Origin of the sequence: Streptomyces sp. NPDC058880, assembly GCF_042742535.1 — a bacterium.
Classification (GTDB): Bacteria; Actinomycetota; Actinomycetes; order Streptomycetales; family Streptomycetaceae; genus Streptomyces.
Map to the genome: position 1 here is coordinate 15,561 of NZ_JBHYMC010000047.1, position 16,044 is coordinate 31,604.

The 16,044-nt window shown below is 72.9% G+C and carries 18 protein-coding genes; 10 read left to right on the plus strand and 8 right to left on the minus strand.

Annotated elements, in window-relative coordinates:
- Positions 1-133: 133 nt before the first annotated feature.
- The 4 genes from ACFW2G_RS23660 (at position 134) to ACFW2G_RS23675 (ending at position 2,789) form a co-directional block, all read left to right on the plus strand.
- Positions 134-1,117, plus strand: a complete 984-nt coding sequence (locus ACFW2G_RS23660; protein ID WP_384582542.1) for a hypothetical protein — start codon at positions 134-136, stop codon at positions 1,115-1,117.
- Between the two features lie 121 nt (positions 1,118-1,238).
- Complete coding sequence (locus ACFW2G_RS23665) at positions 1,239-1,874, plus strand: PH domain-containing protein (RefSeq protein WP_384582539.1); 636 nt, start codon at positions 1,239-1,241, stop codon at positions 1,872-1,874.
- A gap of 106 nt (positions 1,875-1,980) precedes the next feature.
- Positions 1,981-2,550, plus strand: coding sequence for a VanZ family protein (locus ACFW2G_RS23670; RefSeq protein ID WP_172671293.1), 570 nt, complete (start codon positions 1,981-1,983; stop codon positions 2,548-2,550).
- A 38-nt stretch (positions 2,551-2,588) separates the two neighbouring features.
- Positions 2,589-2,789, plus strand: a complete 201-nt coding sequence (locus ACFW2G_RS23675) for a PspC domain-containing protein (RefSeq protein ID WP_037919939.1) — start codon at positions 2,589-2,591, stop codon at positions 2,787-2,789.
- A 9-nt stretch (positions 2,790-2,798) separates the two neighbouring features.
- Here the strand turns inward: ACFW2G_RS23675 and ACFW2G_RS23680 are convergent, their stop codons facing one another.
- The 3 genes from ACFW2G_RS23680 to ACFW2G_RS23690 form a co-directional block, all read right to left on the minus strand.
- Positions 2,799-3,557, minus strand: a complete 759-nt coding sequence (locus ACFW2G_RS23680) for a hypothetical protein (protein WP_384452640.1) — start codon at positions 3,555-3,557, stop codon at positions 2,799-2,801.
- 131 nt (positions 3,558-3,688) lie between these two features.
- Positions 3,689-3,937, minus strand: coding sequence for a hypothetical protein (locus ACFW2G_RS23685; protein WP_384452643.1), 249 nt, complete (start codon positions 3,935-3,937; stop codon positions 3,689-3,691).
- A gap of 139 nt (positions 3,938-4,076) precedes the next feature.
- Complete coding sequence (locus tag ACFW2G_RS23690) at positions 4,077-5,225, minus strand: adenosine deaminase (protein ID WP_037919196.1); 1,149 nt, start codon at positions 5,223-5,225, stop codon at positions 4,077-4,079.
- Positions 5,226-5,337: 112 nt separating this feature from the next.
- On the opposite strand from ACFW2G_RS23690, the gene ACFW2G_RS23695 reads away from it, so the two are divergent.
- The 3 genes from ACFW2G_RS23695 (at position 5,338) to ACFW2G_RS23705 (ending at position 7,908) form a co-directional block, all read left to right on the plus strand.
- Positions 5,338-6,072, plus strand: coding sequence for an alpha/beta hydrolase (locus tag ACFW2G_RS23695; RefSeq protein ID WP_384582536.1), 735 nt, complete (start codon positions 5,338-5,340; stop codon positions 6,070-6,072).
- A gap of 164 nt (positions 6,073-6,236) precedes the next feature.
- Positions 6,237-6,605, plus strand: a complete 369-nt coding sequence (locus ACFW2G_RS23700; RefSeq protein ID WP_037919194.1) for a cupin domain-containing protein — start codon at positions 6,237-6,239, stop codon at positions 6,603-6,605.
- 238 nt (positions 6,606-6,843) lie between these two features.
- On the plus strand, positions 6,844-7,908 hold the full coding sequence (locus ACFW2G_RS23705) for a LuxR C-terminal-related transcriptional regulator (RefSeq protein ID WP_384582533.1): 1,065 nt from the start codon (positions 6,844-6,846) through the stop codon (positions 7,906-7,908).
- Positions 7,909-8,049: 141 nt separating this feature from the next.
- Here ACFW2G_RS23705 and ACFW2G_RS23710 read toward each other — a convergent pair whose 3' ends face one another.
- Positions 8,050-9,027: a LysR family transcriptional regulator gene (locus ACFW2G_RS23710; RefSeq protein ID WP_106967549.1), complete on the minus strand. Its 978-nt coding sequence runs from the start codon at positions 9,025-9,027 to the stop codon at positions 8,050-8,052.
- A gap of 87 nt (positions 9,028-9,114) precedes the next feature.
- On the opposite strand from ACFW2G_RS23710, the gene ACFW2G_RS23715 reads away from it, so the two are divergent.
- Positions 9,115-10,398 (plus strand): MFS transporter, encoded by a 1,284-nt coding sequence (locus ACFW2G_RS23715; RefSeq protein WP_052030284.1) that lies wholly within the window; start codon positions 9,115-9,117, stop codon positions 10,396-10,398.
- Between the two features lie 90 nt (positions 10,399-10,488).
- Positions 10,489-11,202: a L,D-transpeptidase family protein gene (locus ACFW2G_RS23720; RefSeq protein WP_384452652.1), complete on the plus strand. Its 714-nt coding sequence runs from the start codon at positions 10,489-10,491 to the stop codon at positions 11,200-11,202.
- Between the two features lie 2 nt (positions 11,203-11,204).
- On the opposite strand, the gene ACFW2G_RS23725 is transcribed toward ACFW2G_RS23720, so the two are convergent.
- On the minus strand, positions 11,205-12,494 hold the full coding sequence (locus tag ACFW2G_RS23725) for an MFS transporter (RefSeq protein WP_384582530.1): 1,290 nt from the start codon (positions 12,492-12,494) through the stop codon (positions 11,205-11,207).
- A gap of 246 nt (positions 12,495-12,740) precedes the next feature.
- Here ACFW2G_RS23725 and ACFW2G_RS23730 point away from each other — a divergent pair, with 246 nt between their 5' ends.
- Positions 12,741-13,751 carry a sigma-70 family RNA polymerase sigma factor gene (locus ACFW2G_RS23730; protein ID WP_384452659.1) on the plus strand — a complete coding sequence of 337 codons (1,011 nt, stop codon included), beginning with the start codon at positions 12,741-12,743 and terminating at the stop codon, positions 13,749-13,751.
- Here ACFW2G_RS23730 and ACFW2G_RS23735 read toward each other — a convergent pair.
- The 3 genes from ACFW2G_RS23735 to ACFW2G_RS23745 form a co-directional block, all read right to left on the minus strand.
- Positions 13,638-13,973: an STAS domain-containing protein gene (locus ACFW2G_RS23735; RefSeq protein ID WP_384452662.1), complete on the minus strand. Its 336-nt coding sequence runs from the start codon at positions 13,971-13,973 to the stop codon at positions 13,638-13,640. The genes ACFW2G_RS23730 and ACFW2G_RS23735 overlap by 114 nt on opposite strands.
- 61 nt (positions 13,974-14,034) lie before the next feature.
- Positions 14,035-14,628 carry a Uma2 family endonuclease gene (locus ACFW2G_RS23740; RefSeq protein ID WP_384452665.1) on the minus strand — a complete coding sequence of 198 codons (594 nt, stop codon included), beginning with the start codon at positions 14,626-14,628 and terminating at the stop codon, positions 14,035-14,037.
- 96 nt (positions 14,629-14,724) lie between these two features.
- Positions 14,725-16,002 (minus strand): thymidine phosphorylase, encoded by a 1,278-nt coding sequence (locus ACFW2G_RS23745; RefSeq protein ID WP_384452668.1) that lies wholly within the window; start codon positions 16,000-16,002, stop codon positions 14,725-14,727.
- Positions 16,003-16,044: the final 42 nt, after the last annotated feature.

The following is a 16,044-nucleotide window of genomic DNA, read 5'->3' on the forward strand; positions in this document are numbered from 1 at the left end:
TCGTCCGGACGCACACGATCAGTAGGTTTCCTTCCAGCAGCCCGCCGGAAGCTCACCGGACGAAGACCGGACCGAGACGGACGCGGCATGCGGCCTTCCCCACCTGCCCGGGACAACGCTCCAAGGAGTCCTCGTGCGCACCGCCCTCCGCGCCTCGATCACCAGCGTCGCCCTCGCCGGCGCGCTCCTCGCTCCCGCCGCGGGGGCCGCGCACGCCGCCGCGGCCGTCCGTCCGTCCGCCGCGGTCACCCCGCCGACCCCCGCCGACCGGTTCTCCGGCACCCCGGCCCACATCGGCGAGGGCCTCGTCGCGGTGCTGCGTCACGGGGCGGAGGGCCCGGAGGCCTGGATCCGCGCCGTCGGACCGGACTGGCAGCCGGGCGACCACTACATGTCCCGCGTGCTGACGGTGCTGGACCGCGAGAACACCGGCGGCACCGCGAACGGCCTGGACCTGGAGATCACCGAGGTGGACTCGGCCGCCCCCGTCCTCGCGGTCACGAAGGCCGGCGTCACCCGGTCCTTCCCGCTGCCGCTGTCCGAGGCGGCCCGGATCCACGGTGCCCGATGCGTCTCCGCCACGAAGCGACTGCGCCTGCACGGCACGCTGGTCGCCGACCTGACGAGGACCCCCGACGGACCGCAGGTGCAGTTGGTGGAAGGGATCACCAAGCAGGCCCACGAGAAGCTGACGCGCACCGACCCCGCCCCGGCACCGGGCGGCCCGACCGCCGCCCGCATCGTGAACCCGAGCGGTGCCCGGCCGTCGTTCGCGTACGAGACCCCGGGCGGGGAGCACCCCTTCGCCGATGCGCTCTTCCCGGAGCTGCCCGCGGGCTGCCCCGTCACCTACGCCTTCGAGGACGAGGCCCCCGCTCCGGAGCCGGATGCCACGCCGTCCGGCGCAGCGGCCGCCGCCGCCCCCTCGGCCACGCCGGCCGGGAAGCCGTCGCCCTCCACCGGCCCGGCCGCGCCGGCCGCCCCCGAGGCGCAGGCCGCCGGTGAGGCCGCGGCCATGCCCCGGGGCGGTCTCGCCGCCGGCGCCGGTCTCGCCGCCGCGGCGGCCGGCCTCGGTGCGGCCCTCCTCGCCCGCCGCCGCGGCCGCACCCCGCGCTGACGGCCCGCCGGCGTGTCCCGCGGTCCCCCGGTCGCTCCGTCCGGCGGGCCGCCGGCCCGGCGGCACCTTCCCCCGTACGCCGCTCTCGTGGGCCGCGGGGGCGTGGGGCAGAATCGACCCCATGAGCAGCCAGCAGCCGACCGATGAGCCGGTCTACGACGACCGGGTCTACCGCTCCTCCATGGGCGTCGTTTCGGGGGTGCTGCTGCTCGCGCTGACGGCTTGGCTCTGCGGGGACGCCGTGCTGCGCGGCTCGGGGAACACCCCGTGGATCGCGCTGGCGGCCGCGCTGTGCGCCGTACCCCTGATCGTGGCGTTCACGATCCGACCGGCCGTCTTCGCCAACGACGACCGGATGCGCGTGCGGAACCCCTTCCGGATCATCGAGCTGCCCTGGGCCGCCGTGGACGCCGTGCGGTCCGGCTACTCGGCCGAGGTGCTGGCCGAGGGGTCGAAGTACCAGCTGTGGTCGGTGCCCGTCTCGCTGCGCGAGCGGAAGAAGGCCCACCGCCAGCGACTGCGCTACGAGGGGCTGCGCGACCGGGAGGAGCGTTCCGCGGGCGAGAAGCTCCGGGTCCCGGCCGAGCCGATGCGGGCCAGTGCGGACCGGATCGTCGACGAGCTCCAGAGGCTGGCCGAGCGGGGGGCCGAGCGGCCCGGCGCCCAGGGCGGCGTGCGCGTGCACTGGTCGTACGAGATCATCGCGCCCGCCGTGTCCGGCGCGCTGCTGCTGATCGTCCTGCTGGCCACCGGCTGACCGGGGCCCGACGACGGGTGGCCGGGCAGCCGCGCCGTGCCCGCCGCCACACCCCTCCGGCGGAACCGTGGCCGCCTGATGGTGCGTCCTCGCAGGTGTGCAGCGTATTGAGGCCGACGGCACCTCCGTCGGCGCCACCGCGATCCCCCTCCGTCTCCGACTCCTGTCCGGGGTCCTGCTCGCCGCCCATCTCCTGGTCGTCGGCTGGCTGACCCTGCGCCCCCTCGACGTTCCGTGGGCCGCCGCCGGCAATCTGACCCCGCTGGAGGGGATCAGGGCCGACCTCGTACTCGGCCCGCTGGAGGCCGCCCGGCGGATCGGGGAGGGGATCGCGCTGCTGGCCCCGCTGGGAGTGCTGGTACCGCTCGTCAGCGGGCGGCTGTGGCTCTCGCGCCTGGCCCAGTGGTCCTCCCTGGTGCGGACCACCGCCGCGGGCGCACTGGTTTCGATGAGCATCGAGATGCTGCAGAGCGGGGTCCCGGGCCGGGTCGTCGACGTGGACTCGGTGCTGCTGAACACCCTCGGCGTGCTGCTGGCGCACGCGGCCGTCGTACCGGCGCTGCGGGCCCGGATGCGCCGCTCACACGCCGCTTATCAGGGAGGGACCCCGAAGATTTCCAGGGTCGGGCTCGGCCCCTGGACCGACGTTCTGTCAGCGGTCCAGCGGGAGTATTGAGTCATCGCAAGAAAGCGATCCCGATGAAGGAGAACCTCATGAGCGCCCTGGTCCGCCCCCGTGACGGCCGTTGGATCGGCGGAGTCTGCGCCGGACTCGCACGGCGTTTCGGCATTTCCGCGAACACGATGCGGGTCATCTTCGCCGTCTCGTGCCTGCTGCCCGGCCCGCAGTTCCTGATCTACATCGCACTGTGGGTGCTGCTGCCGAACGAGAAGCCGGCGTCGACCGCCTGGTAGTGCGGCCGCTCAGCCGGCCTGCCGGACCTTCTCCAGCTGCTTGTCCGTCACTTCCTGCGGCACCAGCACCTTCTGCTGGCCGCCCGCCACGTTGAGGGCCATCAGCCGTACGACGGTGTCGCCCTCGCGTACGACGAGCAGGTGGACCTGCGCGGAGACGCCCTGGCCGGCCGCGGTCGTGGTCCAGCTGACGCTCTCGTCACCGCTGGTGCGGTAGTCGGCGGTGCGGACGTCGCGGTAGCTGCCGGTCTGCTGGTCGACCGTGGCGGAGAAGCCCGTGCCGCAGGCGGCGACGGCGGACTTGAGCCGGGCGATCAGCGCCTTGGCCTCGTTCGCGGAGTAGGAGCTGACGGAGGCGGAGACCGCGAGCCCCACCTGCTTCTGGGATCCGATGCCCCGGTTGACGGTCTCGCGCGCCGCGGGGTCCGGCTTGTCGCCCATGATGTCGGCCAGCGGCTGGCAGGCCTTCTTGTCAGCCTGCGGCTGGCCGTCCGGGGCGTTCGGATTCTTCCCCTGGGCGGAGATCTGGTAGCCGGGCAGGTCGCCCTGGGCAAGAGCGGACCGCTCCAGCGTGGTGCCGCCGGTCTTCTGCGGTGCCGATCCGGCCGGGTCCGGGGACGCCGCGGGGGCGCCGCCGGCGCCGCTCGCCGACCCCTTGGGGTCGGGGGACCTGCCCGTCGCGGGGGCTTCCGTACCGCTGCAGCCCACGGCGGCGAACAGCAGGGCGGGGACCAGTGCGACCAGTGTCGCTCGTGCCTTCATGCGCATGACCGAGAACCTCATACCCATTGCGTCGGCGGGCAGTTGGTGGTGATCGTGGCACACCGCACGGCGGCCCACACACCTCTTCGAGGGAGCGTGCGACCGCCGCGCGTGCGTTCGTCCGTCTCGCGTCGATGTCAGCCGTTGAGGGCGCCGGTGACCGGGCCCAGCAGACCGGTGACCGCGGCGGTGGGGTCGCTCGGCTGCCCCTCTTCCGTCTTCATCTGCTGCTGGCTGGTGACGCCCTCGAGCGCGCCGGTGGCGGTGCCGAGCGCGTCGGTGATGCCGATCGCGGGAACGGCGGCGGAGGCGGCACCGGCGGCGACGGCGGCGAGGGCGGCACCGGCGGCGGCGGCACCGAGGAACTTGGCAGCTGACTGCTTCATGAAAGGTATTCCTTGCGACGGGGAATTGAGCGGCTCCGCAAACTAGTCACTTCAAACCCCGGCCCGCAAACATCCTTTTATACGAGAAAGCGCCCGGAAATTGCCTCTTCCGGGCGCTTTCGGTACGTCATGCCATGGCCTAGGCCGAGACAGAACCGCTGGTGGAGGCGGTCTGACGGAACAGCCACTCCGACTTCAGCTCCGCATAACCAGGCTTGATGACCTCATTGATCATAGCCAGTCGTTCATCGAAAGGAATGAACGCGGACTTCATCGCATTGACGGTGAACCACTGCATGTCGTCCAGCGTGTAGCCGAAGGTGTCCACGAGGTGCTCGAACTCGCGGCTCATGCTGGTACCGCTCATCAGGCGGTTGTCGGTGTTGACCGTGAGCCTGAAGTGCAGCTTCCGCAGCAGGCCGATCGGGTGCTCGGCGTACGAGGCGGCCGCGGCCGTCTGCAGGTTCGAGGTCGGGCACATCTCCAGGGGGATGCGCTTGTCCCGGACGTAGCTGGCCAGGCGACCCAGCGTGACCGAACCGTCCTCGGCGACCTCGATGTCGTCGATGATCTTCACGCCGTGGCCGAGGCGGTCGGCGCCGCACCACTGCAGGGCCTGCCAGATCGACGGCAGACCGAAGGCCTCCCCCGCGTGGATCGTGAAGTGGTTGTTCTCGCGCTTGAGGTACTCGAAGGCGTCGAGGTGGCGGGTGGGAGGGAACCCCGCCTCGGCGCCGGCGATGTCGAAGCCGACCACGCCGTTGTCGCGGTAGCGGTTGGCCAGCTCCGCGATCTCCAGCGCGCGGGCCGCGTGGCGCATCGCGGTCAGCAGGGCGCCGACGCGGATGCGGTGGCCGTTGGCCTTCGCGCGGCGCTCGCCCTCGCGGAAGCCGTCGTTCACGGCCTCGACGACCTCTTCGAGGGTCAGCCCGGCTTCCAGGTGCTGCTCGGGGGCGTAGCGGATCTCGGCGTACACGACGCCGTCCTCGGCCAGGTCCTCGGCGCACTCGGCGGCGACGCGGAAGAGAGCCGCCTTCGTCTGCATGACCGCGCAGGTGTGCGCGAAGGTCTCCAGGTAGCGCGGCAGGGAGCCGGAGTCGGCGGCCTCGCGGAACCAGATGCCGAGCTTGTCGGCGTCGGTCTCGGGGAGGCTCGCGTAGCCGACCTCGCGGGCCAGCTCGATGATGGTCCCGGGACGCAGTCCACCGTCGAGGTGATCGTGCAGGAGCACCTTCGGGGAACGGCGGATCTGATCCGGGGTCGGCAGGTTGGGGGTCTCGCTCGTCATCTGCGCACTCTACTCCTACGCGCGTAGAGCGTCGTGTCCCGGCAGGCGTCGATATGTAACAGAGACCGCGCGGACGGATGGCGTACACCCGAGGGTCTGAGACTGTTCCGCCATGGCACAGCATGCGCCGCCGGCGCGCGGGGCCCGCCTGGGGCGGGCAGCCGGCGCGAGAACCGGCTCGGGTTCGACGGAAAGCCCGGTCAACGGGGTGGTGCTCCTGCTTCCCGGAGCGTCCAGATTCTCCCCCGGCCCCCTGCGTCCGCTCGCGCGGGCGCTGGCCCGGGCCGGCGGTGCCGACGGCCTGGTCGCGCACACCGTCATCCACGGCGGGGAGTCGGCGCGGGAGGAGCAGGCACGCTGGGCGGCGGATGAGGCGGTGCGGCGGTACGGGGACGTGCCCGTGTGCCTGGCCGGCTACGGCGCCGGCGGCCTGGCCGCGCTGCGGGCGGCGGGGCACGGGGCGGTCAACTCGGTTCTGGCACTGGCCCCTTGCCTGGCCGAGGGAATGCCTGCGGACTCGCCCGAACCGGTGAAACAGCTGTCGGGGCGGCAGGTCCTGATCGTGCACGGCACCAACGACGCCCGCAGCGACCCGGAGAGCTCCTTCCGGCTGGCGGAGCGGGCGAAGAAGGCGAACCGCTCGACCTGCCGGTTCGAGGTGCACTCGGACGGGCACGGACTGCGCGAGCACCAGGCGGAAGTGGTGGCGCTGGGCGTGGACTTCGTCCTCGGCGCGGTCTTCTCCGGGCGGTACTCGCGCCCCGTCACGGACGCCCTGGCCGCACCGCCACCGCTGGGCCTGCGGATGCCGCTGGCCTCCGGCTTCGGGAGGTCGCTGCGCGGATGAGGCGGCGGGGGCGGCCCGGGACCGGGACGGGGCGGGACCGGCCCGGGGACGGGGCGGGACCGGCCAGGACGGGGCGGGACCGGTCGCGGCCCGCGAAGCGGGCTCCCGGCGTACCGTGAGAAGTGGACTCGGGGCACCCGCTCCCCTCCCGGAGGCGATCGGCCATGGCCGCAATCGACTGCAGGAACTTCGACGCGCCGGACGAGACCAGGCCGTTCGTCGGCGGCATGGGCAGGCTGGACCTGGTGGACACCGGGGACGGCGCCGTCGGACGGGCCGTCTTCCTGCCCGGCTGGAAGTGGTCGGAGCACGTCAAGCCGCTGGCCGGGACCGACAGCTGCCGGGCCGACCACACCGGGTACGTCGTGAGCGGCCGCATGAAGGTCGTCATGGACGGCGGCGAGAGCGCCGAATTCGGCCCCGGCGACTACATGCGCGTCCACCCCGGGCACGACGCCTGGGTCGTGGGCGACGAGGCCTGCGTGACGCTGGACTGGACCGGCTTCTCCGACTACGCGAAGCCGTCCGGCTGAGCACCCCGGCCGGGACCGCACCGCACCGGGACCTCGCGCCGGTCCGCCCGTGCCCGCCGTTCCGCCCCCTCTCGGTCGGATGGCACGGATGGACCGGCGCTTCCGCGTTCCCCCTTCACGCCGTGTCACCACTGTGCCTCCTCGGCATATGCCGAACGGGTCGTCCCAGGGGTCGTCTTGCCGCCTTGCGGGAATACGAGGGGTTTACAAACGACCCCAGGTCGGGACGAATACGGACATGCCAGCCGAGGGAACCCGACCACCCGGGGCGGCGGCCGGGGCAGCCGGCGCGTCCGGGGAGCTGACCCCCGCCGCCCGGCGCCTGTACGCGTACGCCGTCGAACGGCACGCCTTCGACGCGGCCGAGGCCACCCGGGCGCTCGGCGTGCGCGCGGCCGCCGCGATCACCGAGCTGGCCGCCGCCCATCTGCTCCAGCGTGCGCCCGGCGGCGGCTCGGACCGGTGGAGCGCCGTGGCTCCGCGGGCGGCGGCGGCCCGGGCGCTGGCCCCGCTGGCCCTGCTCGTACGGGAGACGCACGACGAGATGGACCGGCTGCGGGGGCGGCTGGAGGCACTGGTGCCGGCGTACGAGGCCGGGACCGCGCACCGCGACCCGAGCGGGGCGGGGCACCTGGAGCTGGTCACGGACCTGGGGGCCGTACGGGGGCTGATCGCGGAATTGGCCGCGGCGTGCGAGGTGGAGCTGCTGACCTCGCAGCCGGGCGGCGGCCGTCCGCCGGAGACCCTGGCGGAATCGATCGGGCGCGACGAGTCGCTGCTGACGCGCGGGGTCCGGATGCGGACGCTCTACCAGCACACGGCCCGGTACTCCCGGCCCACGGCGGCCTACGTGGAGCGGGTGACGGCGCTGGGCGCGCAGGTGCGGACGCTGGGCGACGGGCTGATGCGCATGCTCGTCTTCGACGGGCGGACCGGGCTGATGGCGGTGCCGGACCGCAGCGGGGCGGCGCTGGTGGTCCGGGAGCCGAGCGTCGTGCACTTCATGACCGCCGCTTTCGAGCGTTCGTGGCTGGGCGCGGAGCCCTTCCCGACGTCGGTGGGCCCGGAGGAGGCGCGGTCGATCTCGGACGAGCTGCGGCAGACGATCGTGCGGCTGCTGTCGGAGGGGCTGGAGGACAAGGTGATCGCGCGCCGCCTCGGCATGTCGGAGCGGACGTGCCAGCGCCACATCGCGGAGATCATGCGGGCGGTGGGCGCCAAGTCCCGTTTCCAGGCGGGGTACTTGCTGAGCCGCTCGATCGCCCCGACCGCCCCGGCCGCCACCCCGGCGGACGGGGCCTAGCGTGGCCCCGGCCCGCCGTACCGGTGGCGGTGGGCCTGCAGCCACGGCCACTTCCCAGCGGCGGGTGCCGGTCACCGGTACCGGTGAGGTCTCCCCCGGCTCAACCCTGGTCATTCTGCTCTCCGGAGCAGGGCACGGCCATCAGTTTTCGGGGTGGCCGCCCTCCTGCGGCGCGGGCGGTTCCAGTTCCGGGATGAGGCGTCCGCGGCGGGAGAGGAGGAAGCGTTTGAACGCGGCGACCGGAGGGGTGTCGGGGTGGCCGTCGAGCCAGGCGACGCCGATCTCCCGGACCGCGCGGGGGGCGGTGACGTTCAGCTCGACCACACCGGGCCGCGGCACCGCGGGCGGCGGCAGCAGGGCCACGCCGAGGCCGGCGGCGACCAGGCCGCGCAGGGTCTCGGCCTCCTCGCCCTCGAAGGCGACGCGCGGGGTGAACCCGGCCTCCGCGCACAGGTCGTCGGTGATGCGGCGCAGGCCGTAGCCGGCCTCCAGGGTGACGAAGGTTTCCTCGGCGGCCTCGGCGAGGCGGATGCGCTTGCGGCCGGCGAGGCGGTGGTCGTCGGGGACCACCAGGCGCAGCCGCTGTTCGTCGAGGCGGCGGGTGGCGAGGTCGGGGGCGTCCGGAAGCGGGGAGGTGAGGCAGAGGTCGAGCTCGCCGGCGCGCAGCTTCTCCAGCATGGCCTCGCCGTAGTTCTGGACCAGGGAGAAGCGCACGCGCGGGTGGTCGGCGCGGAAGGCGCGGATGAGGCCGGGGACGGTCTCGGGGCCGAGGGTGTGCAGGAAGCCGAAGGCGACCTTGCCGTAGGCCGGGTCGGCGTCCTGCTGGACGGACTCGGCGGCGCGGGCGATGCCGTCCAGGGCCTGTTCCGCCGAGGCGAGGAAGGTGCGGCCCGCCGTGGTGAGGGCGACGGTGCGGCCCTTGCGGGCGAACAGGGAGACGCCCAGGTCGTGTTCGAGGCGGACCATGGCCCGGGACAGGGTGGACTGCGGCACGCCGAGCTCCTGGGCGGCACGGGTGACGTGCTCGTGCCGGGCGACGGCGGCGAAGTACGCCAGCCGGGGCGCCAGCAGGTGTGTCACCGCAGTGTCTTCTGCGTAACGGTTTGTCGACATCCGCATTCCTGACCTGGGCTGATGCAGCAGTGGATCGATTATCGCGATTCTGTGCATTGGACGCATGAAAAGCCGAGGCCTACCGTCGATGGCATGCCTCCCGCTCATACCGGGGCACCCGTCATCCCGGGTGCCTCCACCCCGTCGTCCCCCGCACCGGAACCCCTCTCCCCCGGCCGCCCCGGCTATCGCCGGATGACCCTCGCGCTCTTCGCCGCCGGGCTGGCGACCTTCGCCCTCCTCTACTCCACCCAGGCACTGCTGCCCGCGATCTCCGAGGACCTCCGGGTGACGGCGGGTCAGGCCAGCTGGACGGTGTCCGCGGCCACCGGCGCCCTCGCGCTGTTCGTCCTGCCGCTGAGCGCCCTGTCCGAGCGGTTCGGCCGCACCCGGATGATGACCTGGTCGATGGCGATCGCCGTCGGTGTCGCGCTCCTCGTCCCCTTCGCACCGAACCTGGAGTGGCTGGTGGTGCTGCGCGCCGTGCAGGGTGCGGCGATCGCCGGCGTTCCGGCCTCCGCGATGGCCTACCTGGCGGAGGAGGTCCGGCCGCGGGCCCTGGTGGCCGCGATCGGGCTGTTCGTGGCGGGGAACTCCATCGGCGGCATGAGCGGCCGCCTGGTCACCGGCTGGGCGGCGCAGCTGGGAGGCTGGCGGGCCGGCCTGGCCGCCGTCGCCGTGATGGCGCTGGTCTGCGCGGTCGCCTTCCTGGCGATGCTGCCGCGGGCGCGGTTCTTCCGCCCGGCGTCACTGAACCCGCGCGCGGTGGGCCGTACCGTCGCCGGCCATCTGCGCGATCCGCTGCTGCTGCGGCTGTACGGGATCGGCGCGCTGTTCATGACCGTCTTCGGCGCGGTCTACACGGTGATCGGCTACCGGCTGGTGGACGAGCCGTTCGGGCTCGGCCAGGGCGTGATCGGTTCGATCTTCCTGATCTACCTGGTGGGTACGGTCTCCTCGGCCGCCGCCGGCAGGCTGGTGGCGCGCACGGGGCGGCGCGGTGCGCTGTACCTGGCCGTGACCACCACGGCGCTGGGGCTGCTGCTGTCGCTGTCGGACTCCCTGGTCGTGGTCGTGCTGGGGCTGGTCCTGATCACGGCGGGCTTCTTCGCGGGGCACGCGGTGGCCTCGGCCGAGGTGAGCCGGACCGCGAAGACGGGCCGTGCCCAGGCCTCCGCCCTCTACCAGTCGGTGTACTACCTCGGTTCGAGCGCGGGCGGCACCCTCGGCGCCCTCGCCTATCACGAGGGCGGCTGGGCGGCCACGGTCGGCATCGCGCTGCTCGCGGTGCTCGGCGTCGTGTCGATCACCCTGTACGGCACGCACGCGGCCCGCGCACAGCGGCGCATACCGGCTTCCGCGGTGGGCGCGCGCTGACCGGCACTTCGCTTCCGCCGGAGGCAACCCCTGCTCGTTTTCCGGGCATTCAACACGGAGAACGAAGTGCGGTGAGCAGGGGAGGACCGGATGGGGAAGCGGAGGGCGCGCGCCCGCGCGGGTCGGCGCGCGGCGGTGTGGAGCGGGGCGGCGGCGCTGGCGCTGCCGCTGGTGGTGGTGGCAGGAGGCGGAACGGCAGAGGCCGCCTCCTGCAACCAGTCCGCCGGGCCGTATCAGCGCCAGGTGGAGAGGTTCCTGGGACGGCCCGTGGACGGGAGGCAGTCGGCGGCTGACTGCGCGGCCGTCCAAGCGTTCCAGACGCGCCACGGGATCAGTCCGGCCCGGGGCTATGCCGGACCGCTGACCTGGCGGGCGATAAGCACGATGCTGGTCCAGCGGGCTGCGGGCAGCACCCCGAACAGGGCGGGTGACTGCCCGGTGAACCGGGGTCGGATCGCCTGCGTGGACCTGACGCGGCAGCTCAGCTGGATCCAGGACGGCCCCACGCTGAAGTACGGCCCCGTCCCCGTCCGGACCGGCAAGGCCGGCACGGAGACCCGGACCGGCCCGAAGAAGATCTACCACCGCAGCATCGACCACTGGTCGACGGTCTACAACGTGTCCATGCCGTACGCCCAGTTCTTCGACGGCGGGATCGCCTTCCACTCGACCGCGAAGAGCATGTGGAACCCGCCCGGTTCGGGGGGCTGCGTGAACATGCGGCCCGCCGACGCCAAGGCGTACTGGAACCTGCTGGGCAAGGGCGAGGACGTCTACGTATACGGCCGCAAGCCGGGTACGTAGCCTCAGGCGGGCGCGCCGGCCGGAGCCGGGGCGGCCGCGGCCAGGGCGTCCAACCTGCGCAGGCTGGCGCGGCGTTGGGCCAGGGACAGGCCGGCCACCGCCGCCCCCAGGGCGATCCAGCCGGCCGGGCCGGCGACCATCACCACGCCGGTGAGGAGCAGCGGGCCCGCGGTCTTCTGCACGGACTGCGCCATACCGGCCACGCCCAGGTACGAGGCGCGCGCCTCCGGGGGCGCGAGGGACACGGCGAGCTCCCAGGAACTCACCGAGCGCATCAGCTCGGCCGCGGTGGCCAGCACCGCCGCGGCGAGCAGGGCTGCCGAGGCGCCCCAGGCCCCGCCTCCGGTCGCGGCGGCCAGGAGGGCGCAGCACAGGAGCGTGGTCATCCCGTAGAGGGCGACCGCTCCGGCCGCCCGGCGCGGGCCCGGGACCCTGGCCGACACGCGTAGCTGGAGGACGACGACGAGCACGGTGTTGATGACGAGGAAGGCCGGGATCAGTTCGTGCGGCGCGCTGGTACGGCTCACCAGCCACAACGGGATGCCGATGCCCAGGATCGAGTCGTCGAGGTTCATCGGGATGTCCAGGAGGACGAACCGGAGGTAGCCGCGGTCGCGCCAGGGGCTCGGCCCCCCGGCCGGGGCCGCGCCGGGGGCCTTCGGGGCGTCTGCGGGCGCGGCGGCTCCGGCGGCGGGCGGGGCGACGAGCCCGCGGCCGCGTGGCTCCCGGGTGCGCCACACCAGGGCGGCGGCCACGAGGAACGACAGCGCGTTCGCCAGGATGAGCACGTGGTAGGCGCCGCGGGTGCCGACGGCGAGGCCGATGGCGGCGAGGCCCGCGCCGAGCGCGTAACCGGCGTTCGCCGAACTGCGCGACAGCGCCTGATAGGTGGCGCGTCGCTGGCCCGCGACGCGGGTGGCGAAGAGCATCTCCAGGGTCTTGGCCGCCCGGTCCCCGAGGTGGGTGACGGCCACCGCGGCCAGCAGCAGCGCGAAGTCGCTGACGACGAGCAGCAGGCAGAGGGTGACCAGGCGCAGCAGGTGGGCGCCGATCAGTAGGGAGCGCACGGGGAAGCGGTCGGCGAGGTGGCCCGCCAGGGGCGAGCCGGCGATGCCCGCGACCCCGGACGCGCCGAGCAGCAGGCCGACCTGGCCGGCGTCGAGACCGATGACGAAGGTGAAGTAGAGGACGCAGGCAGCGGCCCAGACGCCGGTGCCGGCCCGGTCCAGCGACTGGGCGAGCAGCATGATCCGCGCGTCGCGGCCGCCGGGCGGCCGCCTCAGCTGCGCCACCAGGCCGGGTTCCCGCTCTCCCCGCCGTGCCTTCCGGATCTCCCCGCCGCGCCGCATCCCAGGCCTCCCCGCCCACCGAACCAAGTATCTCGACGTCGAGATACAGGGGAAGCCTGCCGGATGTTAATCTTGACGTCAAGATACTTGATGTCGATGTACCTGGGCGGTCACGCGCTTCCCGCTGCCGCTGTCGGAGCCCTCGGGTAGATTCCGAAACAGCCACGAACACCAGGGGGATGCACCGACATGAGCGACCTCGCCACCACCAGCAGCGACCTCGATGCGGCGATGGACCGATACCGGGTGGAGCTCACGGGCTACTGCTACCGGATGCTCGGCTCCGCCTTCGACGCCGAGGACGCGGTGCAGGACACCTACGTCCGCGCCTGGCGCAGTCACGCGAAGTTCGAGGGCCGCTCCTCACTGCGGTCGTGGCTCTACCGGATCGCCACGAACGTCTGCCTGGACCTGCTGAACGCCGGGAACAAGCGGGCCCGCCCGATGGACCTGACCGCTCCTCAGCACCAGTCCTCCGCCGTGCTCAACCAGCGGCCCGAGGTGACCTGGCTGGAGCCGGTCCCGGACGCCCGGGTGCTGCCGCAGACCGCGGACCCGGCCGAGATGGCGCTCGCGAAGGAGTCCGTCCGGCTGGCCTTCGTCGCGGCCCTCCAGCACCTGCCGGCCAAGCAGCGCGCGGTGCTCATCCTGCGCGAGGTACTGGCCTGGAAGGCGGACGAGGTCGCGCAGCTGCTGGACACCACGGTGGCGTCGGTGAACAGCGCGCTCCAGCGGGCGCGGGCCACGCTCGCCGGGCAGCGGCTCCGCGCGAGCGAGTCGGCCGACCCGCTGGACGCGGAGCAGGCGAAGCTGCTGGAGCAGTACCTCACCGCCTTCGAGTCCTACGACATCTCCCGCCTCACCGCGCTCCTGCACGAGGACGCCATCATGTCCATGCCGCCGTTCGACCTGTGGCTGCAGGGAACGACGGACATCGCCGCGTGGCACCTGGGCCAGGGCATCGGCTGCAAGGGCTCCCGCCTGGTCCCGACGACCGCGAACGGCATGCCGGCCTTCGGCCAGTACCGCCCGCGCGAGGACGGCGGGCCCGGGCACACCCCGTGGGCGCTCCAGGTCCTGGAGGTCTCAGACGGCCGGATCGTCGGCCTCAACGCCTTCCTGGACACGGCCCGGTGGTTCCCGCTCTTCGGCCTCCCCGAGCAGCTCGACGAGTCCTACCAGGCCCAGCAGGGCGCGTAGGGCCGGCAGGGCACCGGTCACCCGCAGCGGCCGGCCCCGCGCGGCCAGTCGCAGCCGGGCCAGCACCTCCACGGCGCCCAGGCCCGGGGCGGTGACGGCGCCCGCGTCGCACTCCACCGCACGCGCCCCGCTCTCGTACAGGCGGGCCAGGTGCGCGCACAGCGGTGCGGCATCACGCGCGGTCGGGGCGGGTCCGGGCAGCACGAGTCGGGTGATCTCCACGAGGGGCTGACTTCCCGGCCCGCCGGAACTCATCGGCGCGCGCCCCGCCACGGTGGTGAGGTCAGGGGCGGGGGAAGCCGAAGGTATCGAGGGCCAGGTCGAACGGCGCCGGGAGGGGGACGGTCTCACCGAACTTGCCCGCCCACAGGACGCAGTACTTGCCGTCGCTGGGCTCGCCGTAGAGGTGGATCGTGGGGCTGCCGGTCGCGTGCGGGTCGATGAGCAGGTAGAGCGGGATGCCGGCTGCGGCGTAGCCGTTGAGCTTGGCGACGCGGTCGTGGACGGCGTTCGACCGGGAAGTGATCTCCACGACGAGCTCGGCGACATCCGCGGGAGTGAAGTTCTCCCCGCGGGGCACTGCCTCCCTGGGGACGACCGCGAGATCCGGGATGTACAGGCCGCTGCGGCTCGGAATTGCGACATTGAGGGTCTGGAAGACACCCCAGCCGTCCGGGATCACTGAGTACAGCCGTTGCTGCACCAGCTCCGCGATCAGGTTGTGGTCGTTGACGGGCGGTGGTGCCACGGTGACGATCCCCTCGATGATCTCCACCTTGCAGCCCTTCGGCGCGCCCGTCCCCTTCCAGAGGCCGACCGCCGAATCCCAGTCGTCACCGCCGCTCAAGGGCGGGTGCTCGACCGCGAGTGCGCTCATGGTGTGCTCCTCAATCGGTTCGTCACCGATCCCAGCATGCCGAACGGGACCGGTGGGGGTCCACCGGTCCCGTTCACTCGTACGGAAAGCCGCAGGTCAGGCGATGCGGTCCAGAACGATCGGCGTGGCGGAGAAGGCCGTGCCCGCCGGGGCGATGTCGTAGCCGCCCTCCAGCGCGCCCAGGGCGTAGTCGAACTTCTCCGGGGTGTCGGTGTGCAGCGTCATCAGCGGCTGGCCGGCCGTGACGGTGTCGCCCGGCTTCGCGTGCAGCTCGATGCCGGCGCCCGCCTGCACCGGGTCCTCCTTGCGTGCACGGCCGGCACCGAGGCGCCAGGCGCCGACACCCACGCCGTAGGCGTCCAGGCGGGTCAGGACACCCGACTCCGGGGCGGTGACGACGTGCTGTTCGCGGGCGACGGGCAGAGCCGCGTCCGGGTCGCCGCCCTGGGCCGCGATCATCCGGCGCCAGTGGTCCATCGCGGAGCCGTCGGCCAGGGCCTTCGCCGGGTCGGCGTCCTTGATGCCCGCCGCGTCCAGCATCTCCTTGGCCAGCGCGATGGTCAGCTCGACGACGTCGGCGGGACCGCCGCCCGCGAGCACCTCGACCGACTCGCGGACTTCGAGGGCGTTTCCTGCGGTCAGACCGAGCGGGGTGGACATGTCCGTCAGGAGCGCGACCGTCTTGACGCCCGAGTCGGTGCCGAGACCGACCATGGTGCGCGCCAGCTCGCGGGCGTCCTCGATGTTCTTCATGAAGGCGCCGGTGCCGACCTTGACGTCCAGGACGAGCGAGCCCGTACCCTCGGCGATCTTCTTCGACATGATCGAGGAGGCGATCAGCGGGATCGCCTCGACCGTCCCGGTGACGTCGCGCAGCGCGTACAGCTTTTTGTCGGCCGGAGCCAGCCCGTCGCCCGCCGCGCAGATGACCGCGCCGGTGGTGTCGAGGACGTGCATCATCTCCTCGTTGGAGAGCAGCGCGCGCCAGCCCGGGATGGACTCCAGCTTGTCGAGGGTGCCGCCGGTGTGGCCGAGGCCGCGGCCCGAGAGCTGCGGCACGGCCGCACCGCACGCGGCGACGAGCGGGGCCAGCGGGAGGGTGATCTTGTCGCCGACGCCGCCCGTGGAGTGCTTGTCGGCGGTCGGGCGGGACAGGGCGTCGAAGTTCATGCGCTCGCCGGAGGCGATCATCGCCGCGGTCCAGCGGGCGATCTCGGTCCGGTTCATGCCGTTGAGCAGGATGGCCATGGCCAGGGCGGACATCTGCTCGTCGGCCACGACGCCGCGGGTGTAGGCGTCGATGACCCAGTCGATCTGCTCGGGGCTCAGCTCACCGCGGTCCCGCTTGGTCCGGATGACGGAGATGACGTCCATGAGGTGCTTCCTTCTACGCGCATAGAGAGAGGGAGGGAGGTG

Coding starts and splice junctions, on each gene's coding strand:
- ACFW2G_RS23665 (WP_384582539.1), top strand. CDS start 1,239: ATGAGCAGCCAGCAGCCGACCGATGAGCCGGTCTACGACGACCGGGTC.
- ACFW2G_RS23675 (WP_037919939.1), top strand. CDS start 2,589: ATGAGCGCCCTGGTCCGCCCCCGTGACGGCCGTTGGATCGGCGGAGTC.
- ACFW2G_RS23680 (WP_384452640.1), bottom strand. CDS start 3,557: ATGCGCATGAAGGCACGAGCGACACTGGTCGCACTGGTCCCCGCCCTG.
- ACFW2G_RS23685 (WP_384452643.1), bottom strand. CDS start 3,937: ATGAAGCAGTCAGCTGCCAAGTTCCTCGGTGCCGCCGCCGCCGGTGCC.
- ACFW2G_RS23690 (WP_037919196.1), bottom strand. CDS start 5,225: ATGACGAGCGAGACCCCCAACCTGCCGACCCCGGATCAGATCCGCCGT.
- ACFW2G_RS23695 (WP_384582536.1), top strand. CDS start 5,338: ATGGCACAGCATGCGCCGCCGGCGCGCGGGGCCCGCCTGGGGCGGGCA.
- ACFW2G_RS23700 (WP_037919194.1), top strand. CDS start 6,237: ATGGCCGCAATCGACTGCAGGAACTTCGACGCGCCGGACGAGACCAGG.
- ACFW2G_RS23705 (WP_384582533.1), top strand. CDS start 6,844: ATGCCAGCCGAGGGAACCCGACCACCCGGGGCGGCGGCCGGGGCAGCC.
- ACFW2G_RS23710 (WP_106967549.1), bottom strand. CDS start 9,027: ATGCGGATGTCGACAAACCGTTACGCAGAAGACACTGCGGTGACACAC.
- ACFW2G_RS23715 (WP_052030284.1), top strand. CDS start 9,115: ATGCCTCCCGCTCATACCGGGGCACCCGTCATCCCGGGTGCCTCCACC.
- ACFW2G_RS23720 (WP_384452652.1), top strand. CDS start 10,489: ATGGGGAAGCGGAGGGCGCGCGCCCGCGCGGGTCGGCGCGCGGCGGTG.
- ACFW2G_RS23730 (WP_384452659.1), top strand. CDS start 12,741: ATGAGCGACCTCGCCACCACCAGCAGCGACCTCGATGCGGCGATGGAC.
- ACFW2G_RS23740 (WP_384452665.1), bottom strand. CDS start 14,628: ATGAGCGCACTCGCGGTCGAGCACCCGCCCTTGAGCGGCGGTGACGAC.
- ACFW2G_RS23745 (WP_384452668.1), bottom strand. CDS start 16,002: ATGGACGTCATCTCCGTCATCCGGACCAAGCGGGACCGCGGTGAGCTG.